Annotated in this window: 23 protein-coding genes; 12 read left to right on the plus strand and 11 right to left on the minus strand. The window is 65.5% G+C overall.

Annotated elements, in window-relative coordinates:
* Window positions 1-7: 7 nt before the first annotated feature.
* Genes Q1U94_RS09835 through Q1U94_RS09850 form a run of 4 tightly spaced genes read right to left on the minus strand, consistent with a single transcriptional unit; the run spans window position 8 to window position 3,408 of the window.
* Complete coding sequence (locus Q1U94_RS09835) at window positions 8-502, minus strand: hypothetical protein (protein ID WP_300543940.1); 495 nt, start codon at window positions 500-502, stop codon at window positions 8-10.
* Between the two features lie 56 nt (window positions 503-558).
* On the minus strand, window positions 559-1,092 hold the full coding sequence (locus tag Q1U94_RS09840; protein ID WP_300543942.1) for a DUF1254 domain-containing protein: 534 nt from the start codon (window positions 1,090-1,092) through the stop codon (window positions 559-561).
* Complete coding sequence (locus Q1U94_RS09845) at window positions 1,092-1,664, minus strand: DUF1214 domain-containing protein (RefSeq protein WP_300543944.1); 573 nt, start codon at window positions 1,662-1,664, stop codon at window positions 1,092-1,094. Before Q1U94_RS09845 ends, Q1U94_RS09840 begins: the two co-directional genes overlap by 1 nt.
* A gap of 43 nt (window positions 1,665-1,707) precedes the next feature.
* On the minus strand, window positions 1,708-3,408 hold the full coding sequence (locus Q1U94_RS09850; protein ID WP_300543947.1) for a hypothetical protein: 1,701 nt from the start codon (window positions 3,406-3,408) through the stop codon (window positions 1,708-1,710).
* Between the two features lie 173 nt (window positions 3,409-3,581).
* Between Q1U94_RS09850 and Q1U94_RS09855 the strand changes: the two genes are divergently transcribed.
* The 4 genes from Q1U94_RS09855 (at window position 3,582) to Q1U94_RS09870 (ending at window position 6,671) form a co-directional block, all read left to right on the plus strand.
* A complete protein-coding gene (locus Q1U94_RS09855) occupies window positions 3,582-4,292 on the plus strand; it encodes a response regulator transcription factor (protein WP_300543949.1) in 711 nt (236 codons plus the stop codon).
* Complete coding sequence (locus tag Q1U94_RS09860) at window positions 4,243-5,925, plus strand: stimulus-sensing domain-containing protein (protein ID WP_300543951.1); 1,683 nt, start codon at window positions 4,243-4,245, stop codon at window positions 5,923-5,925. Before Q1U94_RS09855 ends, Q1U94_RS09860 begins: the two co-directional genes overlap by 50 nt.
* 66 nt (window positions 5,926-5,991) lie before the next feature.
* Window positions 5,992-6,399: a PTS sugar transporter subunit IIA gene (locus tag Q1U94_RS09865; protein ID WP_300543953.1), complete on the plus strand. Its 408-nt coding sequence runs from the start codon at window positions 5,992-5,994 to the stop codon at window positions 6,397-6,399.
* A complete protein-coding gene (locus Q1U94_RS09870) occupies window positions 6,396-6,671 on the plus strand; it encodes an HPr family phosphocarrier protein (RefSeq protein ID WP_300543956.1) in 276 nt (91 codons plus the stop codon). Before Q1U94_RS09865 ends, Q1U94_RS09870 begins: the two co-directional genes overlap by 4 nt.
* 73 nt (window positions 6,672-6,744) lie before the next feature.
* On the opposite strand, the gene Q1U94_RS09875 is transcribed toward Q1U94_RS09870, so the two are convergent.
* Entirely contained in the window at window positions 6,745-8,415 is a 1,671-nt protein-coding gene (locus tag Q1U94_RS09875) for a hypothetical protein (RefSeq protein ID WP_300543958.1), read from the minus strand.
* Window positions 8,416-8,869: 454 nt separating this feature from the next.
* On the opposite strand from Q1U94_RS09875, the gene Q1U94_RS09880 reads away from it, so the two are divergent.
* Together Q1U94_RS09880 and Q1U94_RS09885 are read left to right on the plus strand one after the other, a co-directional pair.
* On the plus strand, window positions 8,870-9,193 hold the full coding sequence (locus Q1U94_RS09880; protein WP_300543960.1) for an energy transducer TonB: 324 nt from the start codon (window positions 8,870-8,872) through the stop codon (window positions 9,191-9,193).
* Between the two features lie 269 nt (window positions 9,194-9,462).
* A complete protein-coding gene (locus Q1U94_RS09885; protein ID WP_300543963.1) occupies window positions 9,463-11,931 on the plus strand; it encodes a PAS domain-containing sensor histidine kinase in 2,469 nt (822 codons plus the stop codon).
* A gap of 5 nt (window positions 11,932-11,936) precedes the next feature.
* Here Q1U94_RS09885 and Q1U94_RS09890 read toward each other — a convergent pair whose 3' ends face one another.
* A complete protein-coding gene (locus Q1U94_RS09890) occupies window positions 11,937-12,257 on the minus strand; it encodes a 2Fe-2S iron-sulfur cluster-binding protein (protein WP_300543965.1) in 321 nt (106 codons plus the stop codon).
* 103 nt (window positions 12,258-12,360) lie between these two features.
* On the opposite strand from Q1U94_RS09890, the gene tsaE reads away from it, so the two are divergent.
* From tsaE to trxA, 6 genes are all read left to right on the plus strand, one after another.
* The gene (gene tsaE, locus Q1U94_RS09895; protein WP_300543967.1) at window positions 12,361-12,828 is read left to right on the plus strand and encodes a tRNA (adenosine(37)-N6)-threonylcarbamoyltransferase complex ATPase subunit type 1 TsaE; all 468 of its coding nucleotides are present in this window, start codon (window positions 12,361-12,363) and stop codon (window positions 12,826-12,828) included.
* Window positions 12,815-13,915 carry a phosphotransferase gene (locus tag Q1U94_RS09900; protein ID WP_300543970.1) on the plus strand — a complete coding sequence of 367 codons (1,101 nt, stop codon included), beginning with the start codon at window positions 12,815-12,817 and terminating at the stop codon, window positions 13,913-13,915. Before tsaE ends, Q1U94_RS09900 begins: the two co-directional genes overlap by 14 nt.
* A complete protein-coding gene (locus Q1U94_RS09905; protein ID WP_300543972.1) occupies window positions 13,912-14,625 on the plus strand; it encodes a nucleotidyltransferase family protein in 714 nt (237 codons plus the stop codon). The genes Q1U94_RS09900 and Q1U94_RS09905 overlap by 4 nt, the downstream gene beginning before the upstream one ends.
* The gene (gene addB / locus Q1U94_RS09910) at window positions 14,622-17,663 is read left to right on the plus strand and encodes a double-strand break repair protein AddB (protein WP_300543975.1); all 3,042 of its coding nucleotides are present in this window, start codon (window positions 14,622-14,624) and stop codon (window positions 17,661-17,663) included. Before Q1U94_RS09905 ends, addB begins: the two co-directional genes overlap by 4 nt.
* A complete protein-coding gene (gene addA, locus Q1U94_RS09915; protein ID WP_300543977.1) occupies window positions 17,660-21,211 on the plus strand; it encodes a double-strand break repair helicase AddA in 3,552 nt (1,183 codons plus the stop codon). Before addB ends, addA begins: the two co-directional genes overlap by 4 nt.
* 92 nt (window positions 21,212-21,303) lie before the next feature.
* Window positions 21,304-21,624 (plus strand): thioredoxin TrxA, encoded by a 321-nt coding sequence (gene trxA / locus Q1U94_RS09920; protein WP_300543980.1) that lies wholly within the window; start codon window positions 21,304-21,306, stop codon window positions 21,622-21,624.
* A 55-nt stretch (window positions 21,625-21,679) separates the two neighbouring features.
* On the opposite strand, the gene Q1U94_RS09925 is transcribed toward trxA, so the two are convergent.
* From Q1U94_RS09925 to Q1U94_RS09945, 5 genes are all read right to left on the minus strand, one after another.
* The gene (locus Q1U94_RS09925; RefSeq protein ID WP_300543983.1) at window positions 21,680-22,930 is read right to left on the minus strand and encodes a folylpolyglutamate synthase/dihydrofolate synthase family protein; all 1,251 of its coding nucleotides are present in this window, start codon (window positions 22,928-22,930) and stop codon (window positions 21,680-21,682) included.
* 67 nt (window positions 22,931-22,997) lie between these two features.
* A complete protein-coding gene (accD, locus tag Q1U94_RS09930; RefSeq protein WP_300543985.1) occupies window positions 22,998-23,912 on the minus strand; it encodes an acetyl-CoA carboxylase, carboxyltransferase subunit beta in 915 nt (304 codons plus the stop codon).
* Window positions 23,913-23,949: 37 nt separating this feature from the next.
* Entirely contained in the window at window positions 23,950-24,738 is a 789-nt protein-coding gene (gene trpA / locus Q1U94_RS09935; protein WP_300543987.1) for a tryptophan synthase subunit alpha, read from the minus strand.
* Window position 24,739: 1 nt separating this feature from the next.
* Window positions 24,740-25,972 carry a tryptophan synthase subunit beta gene (gene trpB / locus Q1U94_RS09940; RefSeq protein WP_300543989.1) on the minus strand — a complete coding sequence of 411 codons (1,233 nt, stop codon included), beginning with the start codon at window positions 25,970-25,972 and terminating at the stop codon, window positions 24,740-24,742.
* Window positions 25,973-25,988: 16 nt separating this feature from the next.
* A complete protein-coding gene (locus Q1U94_RS09945) occupies window positions 25,989-26,630 on the minus strand; it encodes a phosphoribosylanthranilate isomerase (protein WP_300543991.1) in 642 nt (213 codons plus the stop codon).
* Window positions 26,631-26,639 lie beyond the last annotated feature (9 nt).

Raw genomic sequence — 26,639 nt, forward strand, 5'->3', positions numbered from 1 at the left:
GGTTTTGCTATTCGAAAGCGGCCTCGACGGGCCAGTCCCCGTCCGCGCTACGCCAGAGCAAGGCGGCGAACTTCCATTCGCCGTCGAACTTGAACAGGGTCATGAAATTCACACCCCTGACGAGGGTCTCGCCCGTGTCGGCGCGAATCCCTTCATAGGCCGACCGGACATAGGCGATTTCGCCATAGAGCGTGATCTCGGTCCGGGTAGGGCGTTCCGTGAAGCCATGCTCGACGAGCCAGGGGCCCGAACGCTCGATATAGTCTTCCACCGATATGATACGGCCGGCGCCCTCGCCGGTTTCGCCCGGCGCAACGGCGCCCATGGCGGCACCGGGCAGAAACATCGCCCGCATCGAATCAAAATCCCGCTCCTGACCGACCGGTCCGGAAATAACGTCATAAACCGCCTGGACCGCGGCTTCGACATTTGCGCGCTCATCCGCCCGCGCAGGCGCGAGGGACAGGACAAGGGCCAGAACGGCCCAAACGACATGTTTCATACGTCTCCCCATTGGATAGCCGCGTCCGGTGTTCCGCGCCGCTGGCGGAACGCAAGTTACCTCGCAGACCGGCGCGCACAGGTGAAATCCCGCCGCTCCGCGTCGGCGGCATCTAGATCAGTCCCCGAATCGATCACACGCCGATAGAGGATCAAGCCGCGGGCGGTGGGGGAGGCGATCGTGAGATCGGCACCGCCCGCTCCCCCTTCGTCGGCAGCCACGAGATCGATTGTCACAGAGGACACGCCCCAGTCGCGATCGCTGGTCACGGCGAAATTGTTGGTACTGGCATCGTAGAAACTGACCGAGGCATAGCTGCCGTCGGCCGGCCAGGGCGCCGTCACGCGGCGCGGCCCGTCGGCAAGATCATAGATACAGACCGAATAGAGAATATCCGGACTGGCGCGCACGATGGTCTGATTGTCTTCCCTCAAGCGGGGCGCGTGCCGCACGTCGCCCGTTCCCTCTCCCAGGCCGGCGATACGATCCATGGCCCTGGCCATGATGACACCCGGAATGGCATTTAGTGTGACCCAGCCGGAAGCCGCAAAGGCAGCCAGGAAAACCGAGAGAGGCAGAAGCCAGCGCATCAGTCCCCTCCTCCGCAACCCAGCCGCCGCACTGAGGGCAGGGCGAGCGTCTCGGGCGCGTCCGGGACACGGGCATCGGGATGATAGAGCCGCAGCGTGACGGAGAAGGCACCGCTATTGCGCGTACTCAGCCAGGCCTCATCGTCGCTGCGCGCCGGCCCCGCAATCAGAGACCAGCCGTCTGCGCCAAGATCGGTCCGGCTCAACGCGTGTGCCTCGTCGCCATTGACCGCCAGGAAATCGTCTTCGGCATACAGGGTCAGGCTCCACCAGCGTGCCGGCATGTCCCCGCCGGATATCTCGTAGCTGCAGTGTTCGCGCAGGCGGCGGCCGGTATCGTCCGTCCAGGCGATGAAATAGACCGTTTCCGACCGATTGAGCGCCAGAAGCCCGCGCCGGGCCACGATGGCACGCACCACCGGCCCCGCGTCGGACGCCCCGATATGAGCGTTCGAGCGCCACGGCCCGTTGCTGATCCCGCCCAGCTCCAGCGGACCGAAGACAAGGAAAATCGAACAGGCCGCTCCGGCAAAAACACCGGCAACCGCTGCGATCAGGGACCGAACCACCATGTCCGGAAGACTAGCGGGGCATACCCGGTGCTGGAAGAGAAAACTAGGCCGCCTCGGCCTGCGACGCTTCGAGTTGCTTCATCAGGGCCTGAATGCCCTTCAGCTTGGCCCGGCCCTCCTCGCAGATCGTTTCGTCGTTTTGGACGGCCGCCTTGAGATGGCGCACGGCTCTGGCCTGTGCATCCTGGGTGCAACGCCCCAGTGGCAGCGCACCCCCGGTTGCCAGCCGCAGCAGGGCCGTGGCCTTGTCGAGCGCAGGACGGTCTCCGGCCTCGACCATGTTGAGAATCTTGCTGTCATCGACCACCTTCATGCCCAGCGTGTCGAAACTGGCGGCCAGTTCCAGCTTGTCGGCCTTGGGGTAAGAGCCGCGCAGGACACGCGTCTGAAGTGCGGTCAGGGCGGCCAGCCGCTCCAGGGGCTTGCCCTCGCCCCGGACGAAATGACTGTCGGCCCGCGCATTGCCCATGATGGAACGGACATAGCCTGCCAGCTTGGACTTGTTGGTTTCGCCGACGAGATTTTCCTCCAGCGACAGGAGGCGGTCCACTTCCTCGCCCGGATCGCGGGCGTGGCGTAACAATTCGTCTATTGTTTCCGGCTGCAGCAGCCGCGCCGAGCGGGCCGAGAACGCCTTGATAAGGGCATCTGCAGGCAGAAGACTGTCAGCCGCGATAACAAGGCGGCTGGCCAGGTCCCGGGCCAGACGGACCTCCTCGCGCACACTGGTCGGACGCAGGCGGCCGGGGCGCTCCAGCTCCCGGAGCAGGGCGTGGGCCACCTCGGTGCGGCAGGCTTCGAATTCTCGCGTGCCGATCTTCTTGGCCAGACGCTTGGAGGCGCGCGGGGCCAGGCTCAGTGCGCCGGCGGAATGATCGCCGTCGAACAGGCAGGCCAGACGCTCCAGCGTTTCCCCGAGGTCCTTGCATGTCCCCAGGAGGGCTTCCCGCCCGGCATCGAAACTGATGACCTCGGCGATATAGCTGTCCACTTCGGCCAAGGCGAAGGCTCGCGCATCCTCGGCTTCGGGCAGGGATTCCGACATTTCCAGCAGGGCTTCCAGCTTATCGGCATACTTGCGTTCGGATTTCAGCCTGTCGGCCATGGCGGCGCGAAGCGAATAGGCGCGCCGGTCGCGGGCGAATATCTCGCCGGCCACATCCTTGAAACTGGCCTTCTTGGGAAAACTGGGCAGGCGGTCGTCGCGGGCGTCCTTGTAGATGCGGCCCAGTGCCTTCTGGACAAGTTCGTTAAGCTGTTTGACGAAACCCTGGACGTTGGCGTCGTTCTCGCGCGCGCTGGCCACCGCCACCTTCTGCACGGCATGCTGAAGCTCGGTATCGGAGGCTTCCAGGTCTTCCACAAGGTCGACCCGGTGCAGCAATTCCATCGGTATGGCCTGAACCCGCTCCAGCCAGCCCGAAAGGACACGCCGGATCGTATCGCGGGCATGCGGCTTGGACAGGTCATCGGGCGTCAGACAGGGCAGACGCGCCTCGCCGGTCTTCTCCTTGACTGTGCCGAAGGCTTCCGCGCCGGCTTCCAGCACGGGAACCGAACGGAACTTGCGCTCGCCGTCATCGAAGATTTCCTTGGTAACGCGGGCGGACCCATCCTTGTTTTTTGCCAACAAGTCGTGGGCAAGCTTGATCGCCGAATCGCGATCGTCGCGGGCTTCGTAAAGGGCCCAGCCGGACTTCCGGTTCTTCTTGAAGAAGACTTCGTAGTGAATATTGCCGGACATCCAACAACTCCCCAAGGAATGCGCGACAATTGCACGCAGAGGCTTAAGACCGCGTGAACCATGGGTCGAAATGAGGCTGGGCGCTTGGCGCAACGCAGTTGCCGTGTCTATTGTCGCCACAATTGGAGTTTGGATTGCCTTCCGGAGAGGGACTGGCAATGTCCGGAGACAGCATGGCTACAATCGCACTGGTCGACGACGACGAGAACATCATCACGTCGGTATCCATCTTCCTCGAAGGCGAGGGATACCATGTCCGAACCTATAATGATGGCGCCTCGGCGCTGACCGCACTGGCCGAGGACCCGCCGGACCTGGGCATTTTCGACATCAAGATGCCACGGATGGACGGGCTGGAACTGCTGCGTCGCCTGCGCCAGTCATCGAACCTGCCGGTTATTTTCCTGACCTCCAAGGACGACGAGTTCGACGAGGCGCTGGGTCTCAATCTCGGAGCGGACGACTATATTTCCAAACCTTTCTCCCAGCGCCTTCTGGGCGAACGGGTGAAGGCTGTTCTGCGCCGGGCGGGAGCAAGCTCCGATCCCTCGCCATCGGCAGGGCTGGAGCCTGGCGACAGCAAACCCCTGGAACGCGGCAGCCTGCTTCTGGATCCCAACCGGCATGCCTGTTCCTGGAAAGGCGAACCGGTGCGCCTGACCGTCACCGAATTCCTGATCCTGCAAGCCCTGGCGACACGCCCGGGCTATGTGAAGAGCCGCGACAATCTGATGGACGCGGCCTATGACGATCAGGTCTATGTCGACGACCGCACCATCGACAGCCATATCAAGCGTATCCGCAAGAAATTCCGTGAAGTGGACAAGAGCTTCGATGCGATCGAGACCCTTTACGGGGTGGGTTACCGCTATAAGGAAGATTGACGCGCAATCCTGGCGATCCGGTCTTGACCGGGCAGGCACCGTCCTGCGGAGCCTGACGCCGCGCCCGTCCTCGCGCCTGGCACAGCTCATCCTGGTGGCCAATTTCGTCGCCCTGGGCGTGCTTGTCGTGGGCATGCTGGCACTGACGGAAACCCGGCGCGGCCTGGTCAATGCCAAGCTCGATTCGCTGCGTGCACAAGGCGAGCTGATCGCCAATGTGCTGGCCGAGGGCGCCTCGGATGGAGCGCCCTCGCCGCGGCTGCGCAATGACGATGCCCGCGCCATCCTGCGCCAGCTCTATGTGCCCGAGGAATCCCGGGTCATGGTGTTCGACAAGGGTGGCACCATCGTGGCCGACAGCCATCTCCTGGCCGATGTGTTCGAGACCACCACCCTGCCGCCGCCCGGGCAGGCCCGGCCGGACATCGCGGGAACCGCGCGCAGCTTGCCCACACAAGTCCTGGACACCCTGTCCAATGCGCTGCGTTCGTCGGAAGAGCGGGCGGCCCTGGACCGCGACCTGGGCGATGAAGTCCGCGAAGTGATCGAGGGCGAAACCGTCGCCGGTGTGCGGCGCGAGGCTGACGGACGCCGTGTCGTCTCGGTCTCGATTCCGATCCAGCCCGTGCGAGCCGTCGTCGGCGTGGTGACCATCGAATCCTACGATCTCGACCGGCTGATCGAGGCGGAACGGCGTGCGCTCCTGCCCTTCATGCTGATCGCCGCCCTGGTCACGGTAATGTCCTCGCTGGCGCTGACCGTCTTCATCGCACGGCCGATCCGGCGTCTGGCGCGCGCGGCACGCGAGGCACGCCGGGCCGGCGGACGGCGGGTGAAAATGCCCGATCTGAGGTCCCGCAACGACGAAATCGGGGAACTCGGCGTGGCCCTGTCCGACATGACGGAGGCCCTCTACGACAGGCTCGATGCGATCGAGAGCTTCGCGGCGGACGTGGCGCACGAACTCAAAAATCCGCTGACCTCGATCCGCTCTGCCGTCGAGGTCCTGCCGATGGCCAGGGACGAGGAACGCCGGGACCGCCTTCTCGCCGTGATCATGGCCGACGTGAAACGTCTCGACCGGCTGATCACCGACATCTCCCGGGCCTCGCGGGTCGATGCGGAACTGGCCCGCGAGGATGTCGAACGCTTCGACCTGTCCGGCCTGCTCGCCGAGCTTGCCGAAACCTACAATGAAGCGGCTCCGCGCGATGTCCGCATCGAGGTGGAAAAGACGGTCCGCAACGGTTTCGTTCTGGGACGGGACGGGCCGTTGGGACAGGTGTTCCGCAATCTGATCGACAACGCGATCACATTTTCCCCCGACGGCGGCACGATCCGCATCCGCCTGGTGCGCGGTCATCGCCACGGGCAGCCCAGCCTTTGCATCCAGGTCGAAGATGACGGTCCGGGCATTCCCGAAGACAATCTGGAAACCGTCTTCGACCGCTTCTATACCGAGCGGCCGAAAGGCACGGCCTTCGGGACGCATTCCGGCCTGGGCCTGGCAATTTCGCGGCAGATCGTCGAGGCGCATGGCGGCCGGATTCTCGCCTCGAACCGCCGCCATCCTGATGGCAGGACCGCCGGCGCCCGGTTCACGGTGGAACTCCCGGCGGCGACAACGGACTGACAAATTGAGCCCATCGTTGCAAAAAGACGCTTTCCCGCCAGGTGAAGGCGCGTTTAGATATCCGTCATGATCGGTGTTGTCATTGTCTCTCACGGCCGCCTGGCCGATGAATTCGTGGCCGCCACGGAACACGTGGTCGGTCCCATGGATGCATTTCTTGCAGTCTGTATCGGTCCTGACGACGACATGGAAAAGCGGCGTGCGGAGATCAAGCAGGCGATCATGGACTCCGATCGCGGCGAGGGCGTGCTGGTGCTGACCGACATGTTTGGCGGAACCCCGTCCAACCTCGCCATCTCCCTGCTGGAGCCGGGCAAGGTCGAGGTCATCGCGGGCGTCAACCTGCCGATGCTGATCAAGCTGGCCGAGGCCCGCTCGCGCGCCGATCTGGATACGCTGGCGCGCATGGGCGAGGACGCGGGCAAGCGCTACATCGCGATTGCTTCCAATGTGCTTGAAGGGGCGGGCAAATGAATTCGGTCGCCCGCCGGGTGACGATCTGCAATGCGCGCGGCCTGCATGCGCGTGCCGCGGCGAAGTTCGTCGAAATGGCGCAGGGTTTCGATGCCGAAATTCATGTCTCCCGCGACGGCGAGACAGTGAATGCGGACTCCATCATGGAGCTCTTGATGCTGGCGGCCGGCAAGGGGTCGGAGATCGGCATCGAAACGAGAGGCCCCGATGCCGAACGTGCTGCGGATTCGCTGGCCGGCCTGGTTGAAGCGGGCTTTCACGAAGACGACTGACCGCCTTGACGTGCCAGCATGAAAAAGGCCCGCACCCGGTGCGGGCCTTTGCGTTGAAACCGGCCGGGCCGCGCTAGTCGACAGTGTCCGGCTCTACATCCACATCCGGAGCCCCGGGCGCAAGATCGCCCGCCTGGGTCTCGGGCAGCATCGGGTCCGGCCCGTCCTCCATCATGGGATCGTCGACGATCGACCCGGCCTGCGGTGCCTCGCCGCCTGCTGAATTGACCGCGTCCTCGACACGGCTTTCCACGTCGGCAAGGGCCGTGGCCTGCATTTGCGGTTCCGGTTCATCTTCCGCGTCAGCCGTACCGGATTCGCTCGCGGCCGTTTCGGCACTTGCTTGCGGTTCTGGGGTTTTGTCCGCCGTCTCCGCCTCGTCCGAAACCGCCGGCTCGTCCGAAACCGCCGGCTCGTCGGCAGCAGGCATGGGCGGCGGAGACGCGAGCGGCATGGTGCGCTCGTCGTCAAGGGCCACGTTTTCGCGAGCGGCTTCGCCGTCATCCGCCGGCATGTCATCGCCCCCCTGTTCGGCAGCGCTCAGGGCAGCCGCCGCGGCGACTGCATCCAGGCTGGGCAGATCGTCGTCGTCACTGGCTTCGGCGGCTGGTTCGCCGCCGGCTTGTTGGTCAGTGTCCACATCCGCCGCAGCTTCCGGCGCTTCATCCTGCGAGAGCGCTTCCGGGACGTCTCCGGAATCCGTTACCCCGGCTTCGCCCCCCGCCTCCGCATCGCCGGCATGATCCGGCACGGCGGCTTCGGTATCGGCAGGAGCCTCGTCCGCATCGTCAACAGCGGGAGGAAGATCCGGCTCGGCCCCGCCTTCGGCCTCGCCATTGGTTGCATCTTCACCGGGCTCGGCGGCTTCGGCATCGGAATCGTCCGCAACATCCTCGGCTCCGGCTTCCGGTTGCGCCTCGCGTTCGTCACCTTCGGCAACGGCCGCGGCTGAAGCAATCGCGGTGGCTGCGGCAGCCGCGGGCAAGAGATCGCCCGGGTCCTTGCGTGCCGCGATATCGGCGGTCCGGATGCCCTCTTGCGGCGGATTGCGCAAGACATGCTCAGCGAGACGTTCCACGCGGGCGTTGAACCGTCCGGCATCGCGCACGCGATTGATCAAGCCGCCCAGCATGAACAGGGCGATGGCCCCGCCGGTTATCAGAAGCGTCGCCTCCGCGCCGCCCAGGATGGCTCCGGCGACCAGCGTGTACACAGCCAGCAGCGGCACATAGATCAATCGCCAGGACCGGGCCGAGAAGGCTGTGAGAGACAGAAGGACGGCACCCGCCGTCATCCCCCATTCGGTCAATTGATCCATATTCACCAGGCCAAGACCCGCCACGGCGTCTTGGAGACCGGTCGGCAGGGCTGCCTCGAGGCGCCATCCGGCCAGCGAGGGCATGATCATGTTGATCTCGGCAAACACATTGAATGCCGGAACATCCGCCATCAGGGACGCGTTCATCTCTGCAAAAAAGGCGTGCAGCAACGGCCAGACCGAGGCCAGTGCCGTAAGAGCGAGAAGCAAGGCAGACAGCCACCAGTTCAAAGCCCGGGTCACGCCATTGCGTGCCAGAAGCGCAGTGGCATCCGGCGCCGCCCGCATCCAGGTCTCGCGGGAATGATTGACGATCGCCACAGGGCGGGAACGGCGGTTCGGGCCTGCCTGCACGCGCAGCACGGTTGCATTGTCGCCCGGCGCGAGCGCACTCGTTTGCTCGAGCAGCCGGACATCGTGTTCCATTCCGTCATCGTCGCGGACCCGGCCGGTCGTGGCGTCCGATGCGATGACCTCCCCCGACACCGTGTAAAAATCGATCCGGCGGGCTCCAAAGGCTTGCCCGGCATGCGCGGTTGGTAACAAAGACATGTAGCAACGCACCTCTTACAACAGTACAGGGGCCGCTTGTCCCAAAACGACCCGTCCCTCACCCTCAATGTGGCGAACCCTACAAGTTCGGGGCCGGAAATTGAACGCCTTAATCCTTTCTTTAAAAAATGTTCAACTTGCGCTCCGCGGCCAAGCGGTGAGGATGCGGCTTGCATGCGCCTTTCGAACCGGTAGCGTCCCCGTCATGCGATTGTCCTGGCTTGTCCCGCTGTGCTGCCTGGCTGCGTGTTCGGCAGTCCCCGGCGCCTTGACCCCGCCCATTCTGGAACGGGAGCGTGGTCCTTTCATACCACGGGACGAATTGCCGGTGCCGCCCAATGTCGCGCGGCTGATCGGGCCGGAGGATTGCCGCGGCTCCACGCTCGCGGCGGTCTCGGCGGAATTGCCGGACTATCCGGCCCGCGCCTGGTCGCGCGGACGCCAGGGCTGGGTCGTGGTGCGTTTCGACGTACGGCCCGGAGGGGAGGTGGACAATGTCCGCCTCGCGCACGCCGTTCCCGACGGGCCTTTCAACCGGGCAAGCCGGCGCGCGGTTGCGGGCTGGCGTTTCCGGCCCCTGGAGACCGGGCAGGGGCTACACAACTGCGTCGTCCTGTTCGAATTCCGGGCCGGCGAAGTCAATCTGCGGTGAGCCGGCGGCAGACGGGCCGGGTTTCCACAACTCTGTTTCGTCCGGACACAGATCTTGCCCGCGCGCGCTCCATGCCGGAATCATGCGCAATCCCCGTTGCTTGACCCGGTGATTTCCACAGATTTTGACGGGGGCGCGGAACGCAGCACTATAACTTATTAAGGAATTCGCAGGGTGCAGGCATCGCCCGCGAGTCCCCGGACCGGTATCATGGTGATTCGTGAGGACCTTTTTGCAGGTGGGGCGGGTCCGCACCCAGGACGGCAGGAATGACGGGACAGACATTTCAGATCGTAACGCTCATTGTCACCGTCGGCGCGATGGCCTTTGCTGTCGCCGTAGGGCTGTGGGCCTACCGGCTGACGGCCGGCGCGCGAGCGGCTCAGGTCGTCTGGCGCCGCAAGCTGGCTGACCTGGAAGACCGGCTGTCCCGATCCGACAGCGTATTCGGCGCACATCCGGGCCTGGTTCTTGTCTGGGACCAGGCTCCGTTCGACGAGAACGACACGGGCTGGGGAGAACCGCGGATCTTCGGATCGTCGGTGGCACTCGCATCATTGCTCCGCTTTGCCGAAGCCAGCGACGGCCCCAATCCCGCGGGCATACTGATGGAGGGCCTCGCCGACTACGAGGCCCGCTCGGCCGGCGGCGAGGAAACCACCTTGCGGCGGCGCTTTGCCGAACTGAGCCAGAAGGGCCAGCCTTTCTCCGTGACCATTCTCGGCCCCTCGGGCCGGTTCCTGGAAGTCGACGGGCGCGCTGCCGGCACGCAGCTCGTGGTCTGGCTGTCGGACTCGACCATTCGCGGTCTCGAGGAGTCCGGTGCCCGCGGGCGTATCGAGGAGGCCCGCCGCCTGGTCTCCAAGGACCCGATGGCGTTCCTCGACATGCTGGGCCGCGCCCCGTTCCCGGCCTGGCGGATGAACGCATCGGGCCGGATCGAGTGGGTGAACCAGTCCTATATCGGCGCTGTCGAGTCCCCGGCGCTGGACCTGGTCCTGCAAAACCAGACCGCGCTGGACAGCGGCATGGCCGAGCAGGCCAGCCGGGCGACCGCCGAGGGCGAACCGGTGGCCGAAACCCGCGTCGTCGTCGTCGAAGGCCGCCGCCGGGCCATGCGCTTTGTGGTCTTCCCGGTCTCCGGCGGAGCCGCCGGTTTCGCCATCGACACAACCGAAGGCGAGGAAGCCAAGGCCGCGCTCAAACGCTTCCGCCGCGCCCATGACGAAACCCTCAACCATATGGCCGAAGCTGTCGTCGTGTTCGACCGGTCCAAGCGATTGAGTTTCTACAACACGGCGTTTTCACGCTTGTTCAAGCTGGATGATGCCTGGCTCAACGAACGTCCGGGTCACGGCCAGTTCCTCGACCGCATGCGCGAGAAGCGCCTGCTGCCGGAACAGGCCGACTTTGCCGGATGGAAAGGCGACGAACTGGCCCGCTACGACCAACCGTCGACCGAGGAAACGCCCGACGAACTCTGGCCCCTGCCCGATGGCCGCACGCTGCGCGTCGCCCGCCAGCGCCACCCGCTGGGCGGCCTGATGCTGATCTTCGAGGACAAGACCGACGAACTGGCACTACGGGCACGCTACAACACGCTGATCAATGTCCAGCGTGCGACCCTGGACAAGCTGCATGAGGCCGTCGCCGTGTTCGGGGCCAATGGCCGCCTTCAGCTGCACAACAACGCCTTCGAGGATATCTGGGGATTCGAGGCCGAGGAGCTGGAAGGTCAGCCGGAATTCGACAGCGTCGCCGAGACCTGTGCGGTGCTGTTCGCCGACGACCGGGTCTGGACCGACATCAAGGGGCGGGTCACCGATCCCAGCCCGCAGGCGCGCAAGCAGGTGACCGGCGAGATGCGGCGTTCGGACGGCCGTGTCCTGACCTATCTCACCCGCCCGCTGCCGGACGGTGCAACACTGATCTGCTGGGACGATGTCACAGACAGCCGTCGCATCGAGGAAGCTCTGCGCGAACGGGCCGAGGCGCTGGAGACCTCCGAGCGGATCAAGACCGAATTCGTCGAACATGTGAGCTACCAGCTGCGCACGCCCCTGACCACGATCGGCGGCTATGCCGACATGCTGGCCCAGGGGTTCGCCGGCGAATTGTCCGACCGTCAGAAAGAGCCGATGTCGGCGATCCAGTCCGCGGCCGCGCACCTGGCCAAGCTGATCGACGATATACTGGACGTCGCCGCGATCGATGCCGGCCAGCTGGAGCTGGAACTGGGCGATGTGGACCTGGGCGACGTGGCGCGCGAGGCGGCGGATCTTGTGTCGGCCCGGGCCGAACATCATCAGATCAGGCTCGAGGTCGAGGTGACCGGCGATATCGGCCTTCTCCGGGCCGACCGGAACCGGCTGAAACAGGTCTCGATGAATCTGTTGTCCAATGCCATCCGCCATGTCCAGACCGGCGGTCACGTCACCATCGGTGCCCGGCGGGCCGATGACGAGCTGACGCTCTGGGTCGCCGATGACGGCGAAGGTATTGCCCCGGAGAAACAGGCCACGGTGTTCGACCGTTTCGCCCGCGGCGAACGCGGCGGTGCGGGGCTCGGCCTCGCCCTGGTCAAGGAAATCGCGCAATTGCACGGCGGCTGGGTGGAGCTGCAATCCGAGCCCGAAAAGGGCACGACCGTCTCCTGCCACCTGCCCTGCGAGCCCCATGGTGCGGCCGTCCCGCCAGAGCTTGATCTCGCCAAGCGGCCGGCGGCGGGGCGGGCCTAGCCAGTCTAGCCCTGGTGTTCCGGCATGCGGACGACCAGTCCATCGAGCTCTTCGGTCACCGTGATCTGGCAGGACAGGCGCGAGGTGTCCTGCACGTCGTCGGCGAAGTCGAGCATGGATTCCTCCATCGGCTCGCGCGTACCGGTCTTGTCGGCCCAGGCCGGGTCGACATAGACATGGCAGGTCGCGCAGGCACAGGCTCCGCCGCAGTCTGCATCGATACCGGGGACAAGATTGCGCACAGCGCCTTCCATGACAGACAGCCCCTTGGGCACGTCGATCTCGTGCGCGGTACCATTGTGCTCGATATAGGTAATCTTCGGCATGCGTAACTCCGTGGACGGTTCCGGACATGAACAGCGTTCACGCCGGAGTCAAGATTCAGCCTCACCGCTTGCCGCCGACCGCGGCCTTCGCTAAGCGCATCGCATGGGGACCACGCGCACAGCAAGGCTGGACGATCTCGACGCGACACGCCGCTTCGGCGCACGTCTGGCGCAAACGCTGGATGCCAGGGATGTGATCCTGTTGTCAGGCGATCTGGGCATGGGCAAGACAACCCTGGCAAGAGCCATCATCGCCAAACTTTGCGGCGTCGAGGACGCACCCAGCCCGACCTACACGCTGATCCAGACTTATGACTGCCTTGCCGGCGGCGAGCTCTGGCATGCCGATCTCTACCGTATCGAGGAGCCGTCCGAATTGGACGAGCTTGGCCTGGACGAGGCGTTCGACACGGCGATCTGCCTGATCGAATGGCCCGACCGGCTGGGATCGAACCTGCCCCCCGACCGGATCGAGATAGAACTGGCCGCCGCAAGCGGGGGCTTGGAGAGCGGCCGCGAAGCACGGATAACGGGCTATGGCCGGTGGGAGGACAAAGTTGAGCAGATCTGATCGCGATACGGCGCTCGATGCCTTTCTCGACAGCGCCGGCTGGGGCGGCGCCGAACACCATCCGCTGGCGGGCGACGCGTCAACCCGCCGCTATGTACGGCTCAGGGACGGCGAACACAGTGCCATGCTGATGGATGCCCCCGGCGCAGCGGAGGCCCCGGCCTGTCCGCCCGGGGCGACACCGAAAGAGCGGCTGGAGCTCGGTTACAATGCGGCCGCCCGGTTGGCCGGGCCGAATCTGGCCGCCTTTACGGGCCTTGCCAACGTGCTGAACGAGCGGGGTTTCTCGGCGCCGCGCATACTCGCCAGCGATTTCGAGCACGGCTACCTGCTTCTGGAGGATCTCGGCGACGAGCTCCTGGCGCGCCTGCTTCCGGGAAAGCTGCACGAAGGCACGGTCTACGCCCGGGCGGTCGATACGCTGGCAGCGATCCATCGCTGCTCCTTCCCCGCCGTCCTGGAGGCCGACGGACATGAGTGGCCGCTGCAGGCCTATGACGCGACCGCGCTGATGGCCGAGGCCAACCTGTTTGTCGAATGGTATCTCGAGCGTCATGCGGGAATCGAGCTCAGCGGCGCGGCGCAGGCGGAATGGTCCGAACTGTGGACCCATGCCTTCCAGCGTCTCGACGCCTGCCCGTCCGGCCTCGTGCTGCGGGACTATCATGCCGAAAACCTCGTCTACCTGCCCGACCGCGAAGGCGAGGCGGCGATCGGCCTCCTGGACTTCCAGGACGCGCTGATCGGTCATCCTGCCTATGATCTCGTGTCGCTGCTGGAAGACGCCCGCCGCAATGTCGACCGCAAGCTGGCCATCCCACTCAAGGCGCGCTTCGTGGAGCAGGCCGGCATCCAGGACCCGGCCGGATTCGACGCCGCCTATGCCGTTCTGGGGGCCCAGCGCAATGCCAAGATCCTGGGCATTTTCGTGCGCCTGGCCGTGCGCGACGGCAAGCAGCGCTATCTCGACATGCTGCCGCGCGTGGCCCGGCATTTTGTCGCCGATTTGCAGCATCCTGCCCTGATGCCGCTGAACATGTGGGCCAAGACCCATGCGCAGCGGGTCTTCCTGGATGCCCACAAATGACCGCGATCATCACCGGCATGGCCCTGGCGGCGGGTCTGGGTACGCGCATGCGCCCGATCACGGATGACAAGCCAAAGGCGCTGGTTGAGGTCGGCGGCAAGGCTCTGGTCGATTGGGCGCTCGACCGGTTCGCCGCGGCCGGGGTCGAGCGTAGTGTGGTCAATATTCACCATTTCGCCGATCTGATGGAAGCGCATCTGAACGCCCGGCCGGGACCGCCCGCACTGACAGTGTCGGACGAGCGCGGAGAGGTGCTGGAAACCGGCGGGGGCGTGGTGAAGGCCCTGCCCCAGCTGGGCTCCGATCCGTTCTTTGTCTCCAATATCGATGCCGTCTGGGTCGACCGGGACGAGCGCGAACTCGACCGCTTGCGCGCAGCCTGGGACCCCCGGCGCATGGATGCCCTCCTGCTGCTCGCGCCGATGGACCGGACACTGGGCTTTGACGGGCCGGGCGATGCCTTTCTGGATCCGGACGGCGCCCTGCGATTCCGGGGAGAGGCCGCCGCCGCGCCCTATGCCTATGCGGGTGTGCAGATCCTCAATCCTGCGATTCTGGCCGGCAGGCAGGCAGTACGCTTTTCCATGACGGAGGTCTGGCGCGAACTCGTCACCAGAAAGCGCATCCACGGCATGGTGATGCAGAGCTTCTGGATGCATGTCGGCGATCCGGCTGCCCTGGCGGAGGCGGAAGCCCGGCTGAAAGCGTGAGCGCACGGATTTTCGATACGCCGGCCCCGCGCCTCTTCACCCTGCCGCCGCAGGACGATTTCCTGCGCACCATTGCCCGCACACTGCGCGAGGAATTCAACGCAGTTCGCGACCCAGACGCCCTTACCGACGTTCTGATCCTCACGCCGACGCGCCGTGCCGCCAAGGCGCTGGGCGACATTTTCGCGGAGGAGGCCGGAAGCGGAGTGGCACTGCTGCCGCTGATCCGTCCGATCGGCGATGTCGATGTCGACGATCCGCCTTTCGAACCCGGCGAACTGGCCGGGATCGCCCCGCCACCGGTCTCCCCGGCGCGGCGGCGTTTCGAACTGGCGCGGCTGATCCTGGCCAAGGAAGAGGCTCTGGGCCGGCCGATCGGGATCGGCGGTGCACTGGCCCTGGCCGATCCCCTTGCGGCGCTGTTGGACGATCTGGCGACCGAGGAAGTGTCTGACCTTTCGGCCATCGACGGTGCCTTGCGCGAACACCTGCCCGCCGACCGGCGCGAGGCGATCGAGTTTCTCGACATCGTTCAGCGCATCTGGCCGGAACGTCTTCGCGAACTGGGCCTGACCGACACCGCCGCGCGGCGTTCCCTGGTTCTGCGCAAGCTGATCGAACGCTGGACCGCATCCCCGCCGGACCATCCCGTTTTTGCCGTCGGATCCACTGGCTCCATCCCCGCCGCCCGCGATCTCATGCAGATCGTCGCCGGCCTTCCCAAGGGGGCGGTCGTGTTGCCCGGTTTCGACTGGGATGCGGACGACAATGCCTGGGAAGGGATCGACGACGCCCATCCGCAATGGGCAATGAAGGATTTTGTCGCCCGGCTGGGTGTCGGCCGGCGCGAAGTCAAGGCCTGGCCGGGCGCATCGGAGCGGCCGCAGGCGGAAATGCGCCGCCGGGTGATTGCCGAAGCCCTGCGGCCGGCCGGCACGACGGACGAATGGATGTCCCGTCTGGATCAGCTGCGCGAACGCCTGGGGCCGGACTTTTTCCGCCAGAGTATTGAGGGTCTGTCGTTGATCGAGGCGCCGGACCCGATCTCCGAGGCCCGCACATGTGCCCTGCTGCTGCGCGAAACCCTCGAGACGCCCGGCAAGACCGCAATCCTGGTCACCCCGGACCGTTCGCTGGCCCGGCGTGTCTCCGCGGAGATGACCCGGTTTGGCGTGAGACTGGACGATAGTGGCGGTGCCTCGCTGGCGGAAACGCCGGCCGGGGCCTTTCTGGTGCGCTTGCTGGCCGTGGCCGAGGATCCCGGCAGCGTCGTGGCCCTGTCCGCCCTGTGGGGGTCGCCGCTCTTTACGGCCGGTCGGAAGCGCGGCGCCGTACACACCGTGCTCGCCAAGTTCGAGGCCGAAGCCCTGCGCGGGGCACGGCCGGGGCGTGATTTTACAGCGGTACGAGCCCGGCTCGACGGGAAATATGTCGACCTGTTAGAGCGCGACAAGACCTTCCTCGCCGACCTTCTGAACACGATGACAGGCGCCTTCGCTCCACTGCTGGAAGGAGGCGTACGCAGCGCCGCAGATTGGGCGCGAGCCCATGCACAGATCGCGGAAGCCCTGTCGGCGGGCACCGAACCGGGCCTGTGGGGCGGAGAAGGCGGCGAGGCAGCGGCCAGCCTGATCAGGGCGCTGCTGGAGGAGAGCGACAGCCTGCCGGACATGACGCTGGCCGACTACGCCGCTGCGTTGCGCGAACTGGTCGGCGCCAGGCGTGTGCCGCCCCGGCTGGGCGTCCATCCGCGCCTGCAGGTTCTGGGTCCGCTGGAGGCGCGCCTGATTTCTGCCGACCGGGTGGTTCTGGCCGGACTGAACGAAGGTGTCTGGCCAGCCGGGCTGGGAGCCGATCCGTGGCTGTCGCGCGGTATGCGCATCGCCGCCAAACTGGGCGCACCCGAGCGGCGCTATGGGCTTGCAGCCCATGATTTCGCTCAGCTGGCGGGGGCTCCGGAAGTCTTTCTCACCCGCGCCGCCAAGGCCGACGGATCGCCAACCGTCGCGTCGCGCTGGATCTGGCGGCTGAAGACGCTGGCCCGGGGCGCGCTGGGCGCAGACGCGGCGAAACAGGCCCTGTCTCCGACAACCGACTACCTCGCCCTTGCCCGCGCACTGGACGATACGGGGGTCAACCCGGCGCCCGCGCCCAAGCCCGCACCGCGTCCGCCCGTGGCCGAACGCCCACGCGCCCTTTCCATTACCGAAATCCGCACCTGGGTGCGCGATCCCTATTCCATCTATGCGCGCCATGTTCTGGGCCTGAGACGCCTAGATCCGGCCGACATGCCGCCCGGCGCGCGCGAACGCGGCACCGCCCTGCATGCGGCGCTGCAGGCGGTGGTTCCGGACTGGCGGGCGGGCATCCCGGAAACGGCGGTGGACGACCTCGTCGCGGCGGCGCGCAAACCACTGGAAAGCATGGGGTTCGGCCCGGAGGAGATGGTGGTGGAGTTCGCGCGCTTCCGCAGGGCTGCCCGCTGGCTGGTCGAGTGGGAGCATCGGCGGCGCGACCAGGGTATCGTGGTCGACCGGGTTGAGATCAAGGGACGCATCGAGGTTCCCGGACCTGGCGGGCCCTTCGTCCTGACCGGACGGGCCGACCGGTTCGACAGGCACCGGGACGGGCGAATCGATGTCATCGACTACAAGACAGGCACCAGCGCCTCGCCCAAGGAGGTCGCCGCAGGCTTCGATCCGCAATTGCCGCTGACTGCCGCAATGGCGATGACCGAGGGCGTCTTTGCCGAGCTGGCGGCTGCGCCACCGGCGGGGCTCTACTATCTCTCGCTGCCGGGCAATGCCCGGGGCGGAGAAGAGCGGCGGATCGATGGCGGGCGCCACCCCGAAGCCGCCGATATGGCAGCCAGGGCTCTGGAAGATCTGGGCAACTGGATTGCCCGTTTCGATGACGAAACGATGCCGTATGAAAGCCAGACACGCGCCAAATATATCAATGACTATGGCGACTACGACCACCTTGCCCGGCGCGGCGAGTGGGGCGCGGCGCCCGGCGGGGACGAGGGCCAGACATGACCGCGCCCGGTTTCGATACGGCAATCCTGGATTCGGCATCGCGGGCCCAGAAGCTCGCGGCCGATCCGTCCGTCAGCGTCTTCGTGGAAGCCAATGCCGGCTCGGGCAAGACCCGCGTCCTGGTCGACCGTGTGGTCAATCTCCTGCTCAAGGGCGTGAAACCGGAAGAAATCCTGTGCGTCACCTACACCAAGGCCGCTGCCGCAGAAATGAAGGACCGGCTCTTCACCCGGCTGGGCAGCTGGGCCGTAGCGGAAAAGCGGGCGCTGGAGCACGACCTGAACGCCCTTACAGGGCGGGCTTTGTCGCCCGACGCGCTTGGCGAGGCACGCCGCCTCTTCGCGAAAGCGCTGGAAACGCCCGGCGGGCTGAAGATCCAGACCATCCACGCCTTCTGCGAAAACCTACTGCGCCGTTTCCCGCTGGAGGCCGGCGCCCCGCCGGGTTTCCGCACACTTGACGACAGCCAGGCGGCCCGGTGTATCGAGGCGGCGCGGCGGCGGGCTCTCCGGGCGCTGGCGCCGGAAGACGCGGATCTGATTCTGGAAACCGGCGGGCCGGACGCTTTCGGCAATATCATGATGTGGGCGCGCAGTCACCGGCACGACTTCCGTGACGCGCTGGGACGGGCCGGTGGTGTGGACGCCCTCATTCGCACGCTCTATGGCGTCTTCAATCTCAAGCCCGGCACCAGTTCCAGCGCGCTCAAGACCGGGGCCTGGGCCAAAGCGCCTCGCACGCACCTGGAAGAGGCGATCCATGCCAAACGCCATCACGGCACGGCCACCGACAAGAAGCGGGCGGATGCCATCGAGCGGGCGCTGCAGGCCACCGATCCGGGGCAGGCCTTCGACACCTATCTGCAGGTCTTCTTCACGGCCGGCGGCAACGGTCCACAGGCCAAATCGCTGATCACGGCGACCTGTGACAAGGCAGCGCCCTCACTCAAACCCATGCTGGAAGCCGAGGCCGAACGTCTCGAACACGCCCGCGAGCACATTCGTGCCGCTGCCGTGGCCGAAGCAAGCAGTATGGCGATCCGGCTCGCTGCACTGTTCGTGGAAGCCTATGAGGCCGAGTTGACCCGGTACCGGGCACTCGATTTCGACGATCTCGTACGTCTGGCCGGGGACCTTCTGAAACCGGAGAACACGTTTTCCGGTTGGGTGGGTTACAAGCTCGACGGCATGCTGGCCCATGCCCTGATCGACGAAGCCCAGGATACCGCGCCGCGGCAGTGGGACATGATCCGGGGCCTGACGGCGGAATTCTTCGCCGGCGAGGGCGCACGGGATCAAGACCGGACATTGTTCATCGTCGGCGATGAAAAACAGTCCATCTATTCTTTCCAGGGCGCCGAACCGGCCCGGTTCATGGAGGAGGGCGATCGTTTGGCTGCCATGGCGCCGGCTGCGGGTCTGGGATTTGAGCGCCCGGGCCTCGACGTGTCTTTCCGGTCCGCGCCGGAAATTCTCGCTGCCGTCGATCGCGCCTTCGCCGCCGATGCGGGAGCACCGGAAGTGAAATTCCAGGCCGGGCGTGGCGCACGTCCCTTCGCCCGCTACCAACGCCATCGCGCCGCCCGGCACGGCACGCCGGGCTGTGTCGAACTCTGGCCCGCCGTACCCAAACCGGAAACCGTCGAGGAAACATCGATATTCGATCCGGTCGACCAACGCGCCCGGGGATCGGCCCGTGACCTGCTCGCCAAAACCGTCGCTGCCGAGATCCGCGCCATGCTCGATCGTGGCGATGCGGTATGGGAGGAAAAGGCCGGCGCATTCGCACGGCGGCCGGTCCGGCCCGGCGACGTCGCCATCCTGGTCTGGCGCCGGACCGGTGGCTTCTTCGAGGAAGTCATCCGGCAATTGAAGCTCAAGGGCGTGCCCGTGGCCGGCGCCGACCGCATGGTGCTGAAGGATCAGACCGCCGTGAAGGACATGCTGGCGCTGGCCCGTTTCGCCGTCACGCCCGGTGACGACCTTGCTCTCGCCGAAGTACTCAAATCGCCCTTTTTCGACCCGGCGGACGGCCGGCCGCCGAAGATCAACGACGATGTCCTGATGGCACTTGCACGCGAGCGCAAATCGCAGCGCCGCGGCACGCTGTGGGCGGCCCTTTTCAAGACGGAGATTCCCGAACTTTCCGAGGCTCGCGACGCGCTGAAAACCGTTCGCGACAAGGCGGACAGCGAACGTCTCTACGACCTCTTCGCCGGCTTCCTGAATACACGCACGCCGACCGGCGAGACGCGCTGGGCACGGATCTATGCCCGCCTGGGCGAGGAGGCGCGCGATCCGCTGGAGGAATTCCTGGCCCGGGCCCTCGACCACGAGCGCGAGGGCGGCGGCGCCCTGGCAAGTTTTCTGGCCGCTGTCGAGACCGAGGACACCCAGCTCAAGCGCGAGATGAGCCAGGACCGCGACGAAGTCCAGGTGATGACAGTGCATGCCTCCAAAGGCCTGGAATGGCCCGTGATCTTCCTGCCGGACACGACGCGCTCGCCCCTGTCCGGCCGGGGCGATCCGGTACTGCCGCACGATGAGGCCGGGCTGATCTGGTCGCCGCGCAAAACGGTGGATCCACCGGCCGTGTCAGCGCTTCGCGAGGCCGCCTCCGACAAGATCAAGGCCGAGCATGGCCGCCTTCTCTATGTCGCCCTTACCCGCGCCCGCGACCGGCTGGTCGTGTGCGGCTGGAAACAAGGTCAGGGCGCGACCGGACAGATTGCCGACGACAGCTGGTATGCGCGCCTGGCGACAGCCTGGTCCGGCGAGGATTGGGCGGATATCGAAACACCGCTCGGCCCCCGCATCGACGGTATCGAATCCGGTCTGCGCTTCGGGCCGCCGCCCGAACAGCTGGGCAGTACGGATCGCGGCGCGACCGAGCATATGGCGATTCCGGACTGGGCACTTCGCCCTGCGCCGGCCGAACAGGCCGGCGTGCGCGGCGTGGCGCCGTCGAGCTTTATCGATGACGGCACGCATTTCGAGCCGGCGGTGCTGTCACCGCTGTCCGATCCGGGGGCCCACCGTTTCCGCCGCGGGGATGTCATCCACAAACTCCTGCAGACCTTGCCCGACCTGCCCCGCGAACGCCGCCGGGAGGCCGCCGCGCGCTTCGTGGCCGCACGGCCTGATTTTGACGCCGAGGCCCGGGAGGTGATCGTCGAGGAGACACTGGGAATTCTCGATCATCCCGATTTCGCGCCCCTCTTCGGGCCGGGCAGCCGGGCCGAGGTTTCCCTGGTCGGCCGCGCGCCGGATCTTCCCGGCAACGTTATTGTGCGTGGCCAGGTCGACAGGCTGGTCGTGACGGACAAGGAAGTCCTGATCGTTGACTACAAGACCAATCGGCCACCGCCGGAGGATGTTGCTGCGGTGGCGAAAGTCTATCTCGGGCAGCTGGCCACCTATCGCGCGCTTCTGAGAGCGGTTCATCCCGGAAAAACGGTACGTTGCGCCCTGCTCTGGACCGATGCAGCGAGGCTCATGGAAGTAGCAGACGAAGTGCTGGACGCCGTGCTGCAGGGCGCAACGGCTTGACGGAGCGGGCGGCTCTCCTTACCTCACGCGCCATCAATGCTGTCCGGCGTGCCGGACATGCCGGAAAAGGCCCGAACAAAGAGGAGTGTCCCATGGCGACCAAAGCGGTCAGCGATGAATCCTTCGAAAGCGACGTGATCAATGCCAACGGTCCGGTCCTGGTGGACTTCTGGGCCGAATGGTGCGGGCCCTGCAAGCAGATCGCCCCGGCGCTCGAAGAAATCTCGGACGAGATGGCTGGCGAGCTGACGGTGGCCAAGGTGAATATCGACGATCATCCGATGACGCCAGGCAAGTATGGCGTGCGCGGCATCCCGACCATGATGATCTTCAAGGACGGTCAGGTCGTCTCCACCAAGATCGGCGCCATGGCCAAGGGCAAGATCGCGGAATGGGTGAAGGAAAGCCTGTAAGGGTATTCACTACTGCAGAATGCATAACGGGCGTCCTTGCAGGGCGCCCGTTTTTCTATCCCGGTGTCTTGTGCGGGGGCGCATCTCCCAGCGCCAGGGCCTCGCCGGCGAGATAGAGCGAACCACCGATGAGAACACGCGGTGCCGGATGTTCCTTGGCAGCGTTCTTCATGGCGGGGATCAGGCCGCTGGCCGTGTCGGCCATCACGCCGGCTGCCCTGGCCAGCGCGGCGACCTCCTTGGCCGGCAAGGAACCGCCGCGGCCGGATTTGAACTCTACCGCGATCAATCGTCGGGCCAGGCCCGAAAACTGGCTGCACCAGGCCTTCACATCCTTGTTGGGCGAGAAGCCGGCAATGATGACCAGCGGGCGCTCGTCCCGCTCGTCCATATCTGCAAGGGCATGAGAGAGCGCCTTGGCGGCCGCCTCGTTGTGACCGCCATCGAGCCAGAGCTCTGCTCCCGCCTTGCGGGCAATCTCGCCGAGAGGCCCGCGCGTGATATTCTGCAACCGGGCCGGCCAAGTCGCATTCGCGATACCGCCCGCCGCCGCGCTTTCCGGCCATTGCAGCACGGCAGCGCAGGCCGCAGCAGCGCCGGCATTGAGGATCTGGTGGGGACCGAGAAGCGCCGGCTGCGGCAGGTCCCAGACGCGGCTCTCGTCCTCATAGACCAGCCGGCCATGCTGCATGTAGGCGTTGTAGTCCCGCCCCCACAGGAAGGCCGGAGCTCCGACCTTGCGGGCCTCATCCAGGATTGCCGCCTCGGCCGCGTCATCCTGATGACCGATCACGACAGGAACGCCGAACTTGCAGATGCCGGCCTTTTCGCGCGCGATTTGGTCAAGCTCGGTGCCAAGGAATTCCTGATGGTCGAGACTGACCTGCGTTATCACACTGAGCGCCGGCTTGGTCACGACATTGGTGGCGTCGAACCGGCCCCCAAGCCCGACCTCCATGATGAGCCTGTCGGCCGGATGCTCGGAAAACAGCAGCATGGCCGCAGCAGTCGTGATTTCGAAAAAGGTGATCGGCTCGCCGAAATTCGCCGCCTCACATCGGGCGAAGGCCTCGATCAGAGTCTTGTCGTCCACCGGCACGGAATTGAGCAGGATGCGCTCGTTGAAATTTACCAGATGGGGCGAGGTGTAGATATGGACGCTCTCGCCCTTGCTTCGCGCCATCTCGGCCAGATACGCGCAGGTCGAACCCTTGCCGTTGGTGCCGGCGACATGGATGGTCGGTGGCAAATGCTCCTGGGGGTTGCCGAGCGATGTCAGCAGTCGCTGGAGACGGCCCAGCGACAAATCAATCTTCTGCGGGTGCAGCCGCGCAAGGCGCTCCAGCGCGTCGTCAAGGGCCTGTCGGCGCGTGCTAATGGCTACCCCCGTCCGGCACGACATGATCCGGCGGCGGCGGCGAATATGCGGCGGGAACGGATGTGCCTGGCCGTTTCATCATGACCCTCAGCATACGCGCCAGTGTAGCCGGAATGTTGCGGCGATGCACGACTTTGTCGACCATGCCCTTTTCCAGCAGATATTCCGCGCGCTGGAAGCCTTCGGGCAGTTTTTCGCGAATGGTCTGTTCGATCACGCGCGGTCCGGCAAAGCCGATCAGCGCACCGGGCTCGGCAATGTGCACATCGCCCAGCATGGCATAGGAGGCGGTCACACCGCCCGTCGTCGGATCGGTCAGCACCACAATGTAGGGCAGACGTGCATCGCGCAGCATGTCGACAGCGATCGTGGTGCGCGGCATCTGCATCAGCGACAAACAGCCCTCCTGCATGCGCGCCCCGCCGGCAGCCGTGAAGACGATCAGCGGGGCCCTACGCGAGACGGCCTCTTCGGCGGCCTTGATGAAGCTCTCGCCCGCGGCCATTCCCAAAGAGCCGCCCATGAAGGCAAAATTCTGCACCAGAACGACACTGTCGACGCCGCCGATCTGGCCTACGGCGATGGCCATCGCATCATTGCGGCCGGTCTTCTTGCGCGCCGCGGCAATGCGCGAGCTATAAGGTTTGTCGTCGCGGAATTTGAGCGGATCCTTGGGTACGTCCGGCGTGTCGAGCTCGGTATAGTCGCCATCGAAGGTGAACTGGAAACGCCAGGCCGGCCCGATACGCATGTGATGTCCGGCGGGCGTTACGAAGAGACCGGCTTCCAGGTCCTTGTGGAAGACCATCTCGCCGGAGGTCGGACATTTGACCCAGAGATTGTCGGGCGTATCCCGCTTGGAAAAGATTTTGGACATCCCCGGCGGGGTGATTTTGGACAGCCAATTCATGCCCGTATCCCGTTCATTCATGACGCTCTTTCAATCCTCAGCGGCGTGCGGCATGCACAGCGGACGACAGGCGCTTTACCAACTCTGCGGCCCCGGCAACACCACCTGAATGCATGGCGTCGACGATAGCCGAACCCACAACGACGGCATCGGCGCACCGGGCAATGGCCGCAGCCTGGTCCGGCTCTTTGACGCCGAACCCGACAGCCACCGGGAGGCCTGAGGCCCGTTTGACGCGATCCACCGCCTCGCCGACTTCAGTCACCGCGCCGCTGCCGGCGCCGGTAACCCCTGTCGTGGAAACGTAATAAACGAAGCCCGACGTATTGGCGACTACCGTGGCCAGCCGCCTGTCATCCGTCGTCGGCGTGGCCAGGCGGATCAGCGCTATGCCTTGCCTGCCCAGCGCCGCGCGAAGCTCATCATCCTCTTCCGGGGGAATATCGACACAGATCAGCCCGTCCACGCCGGCCTTGCCGGCCGCCTTGGCGAACTTCTCCCAGCCCATGTGATGGATCGGATTGGCATACCCCATAAGCACGATGGGTGTTTCTTTGTCGCGCTTGCGGAACTGGGCGGCCTGGGCCAGCGTGCCCCGGAGGGTCATGCCGGCCTCAAGTGCGCGCAGCGCCGAAGCCTGGATCGCGGGACCGTCGGCCATGGGATCGGTGAAGGGCATGCCCAGCTCGATCACATCGGCCCCGGCGCCCGGCAGGGCATCGAGCAAGGCCTGGCTGTCGCCATCGCCCGCCATCATGTAGGCAACGAAGCCGGCACGGTCATAGGCAGAGAGTTCGGCAAAACGGGTAGTGAGGCGGTTGGTCATTCTACAACTCCACCCCCAGTTTCGCCGCGACCTGCGGCACGTCCTTGTCCCCACGGCCGCACATATTCATCAGGATGATCCCGTCCGACCCCAGCTCCTTCGCCAGGTCACGCACGCGCGCCAGGGCATGAGCGGGCTCCAGCGCCGGGATGATGCCCTCCAGCCGGGTGCACAACTGGAACATTTCCAGTGCCTCGTCATCGGTGGCGGAGACATATTCAGCACGCTTCATATCGTGCAGGAAGGCGTGTTCCGGGCCGATACCGGGATAGTCCAGGCCGGCGGAAATGGAGTGTGCGTCGATGATCTGGCCGTCATCGTCCTGCAGCAGATAGGTCCGGTTTCCGTGTAGGATGCCGGGCTTGCCGCCCTTGAGCGAGGCCGCGTGCTTGCCGGTCTCCACACCCAGGCCCGCGGCCTCGACGCCGATCAGGCGTACATCCTCGTCCTCGATGAAGGGATGGAAAAGCCCCATCGCGTTCGATCCGCCGCCGATACAGGCGACGCAGGCGTCCGGCAGGCGGCCGAGACGTTCCGTCATCTGGGCGCGGGCCTCGCGGCCGATAATGGACTGGAAGTCGCGCACCATGGCCGGATAGGGATGCGGCCCGGCGACGGTGCCGATGACATAGAATGTATCCTTCACATTCGTCACCCAGTCGCGCAGCGCCTCGTTCATGGCGTCCTTGAGTGTGCCCGTTCCCGAGGTCACCGGCACGACCTGCGCACCCAGAAGCTTCATACGGAAGACATTGGGGGCCTGGCGCTCCACGTCGGTCGCACCCATGAACACTGTGCAGGGAATCCCGAACCGGGCTGCCACCGTGGCGGTTGCGACGCCGTGCTGCCCAGCGCCGGTTTCCGCGATAATACGTGTCTTGCCCATGCGGCGGGCCAGCAGCACCTGGCCCAGGCAGTTATTGATCTTGTGGGAGCCGGTGTGGTTGAGCTCGTCGCGCTTTAGCCAGACCTGGGCGCCGCCGAATTCCTCGGTCAGGCGTTCGGCGAAATAGACGGGGCTCGGCTTGCCGACATAATCCTTCAGGAACAGGTCCATTTCGGCCTTGAAGGCCGGATCCGACCTGGCGGCCTTGTAAGCGTCTTCCAGCTCCAGGATCAGCGGCATCAGGGTTTCGGCGACGAAACGGCCGCCATACTCGCCGAAACGTCCGCGCATGTCGGGCCAGGCAGAGAGCGCATTGGGACGGGTATTGGCCGACACGGTCTCGCTCATGGCACTCTCCTTCGCTCTAGGCCGTCTCGCCCGCCAGCGCGGCGGCGAAATCCAGCATTTTTCCGGCATCCTTGATGCCGGGCCCGGTCTCGATGCCCGACGAGACATCGACCGCTGCGGCACCCGACGCCTCGACGGCGGCAGCGACATTGGTTGCATCGAGCCCCCCGGACAAGAGCCAGGGCACGGAAATCTGCAGCGGTTTCAGCAGCGCATAATCATAGCCCATGCCGTGCCCGCCGGGCCGGTCGGCGCCTTTGGGCGGCTTGGCATCGAAAAGCAGCATGTCCGCGACCCGGTCGAAGGTCTTTGCGGCCTCCAGATCCGCAGCCGTAGCCACAGGCAAGGCCTTGATGACACCGCGCTTGGCATAGGCTCGCGCCTGCACGACGCGCTGTGGCGTCTCGCTTCCGTGCAGCTGGATCCAGTCTGGGTGCATGGCGTCACGGATGCGCGCCAGGAGATCGTCATCGGGATTGACGGTCACCGCCACGGTCTCGCTCGAACTGGCCAGATGGGCCAGTTCTCCGGCAAGCGACGGCGAAACGCCGCGCGGACTCTTTTCAAAAATGACATAGCCCGTCCAGCGCGCCCGGGCCCGTTCGGCCGCTGCCACATCGCGTCCGGTCTTCAATCCGCAGAACTTGATATCGGTCATCCGATACCG

Origin of the sequence: Maricaulis sp., from assembly GCF_030149515.1 — a bacterium.
Classification (GTDB): Bacteria; Pseudomonadota; Alphaproteobacteria; order Caulobacterales; family Maricaulaceae; genus Maricaulis.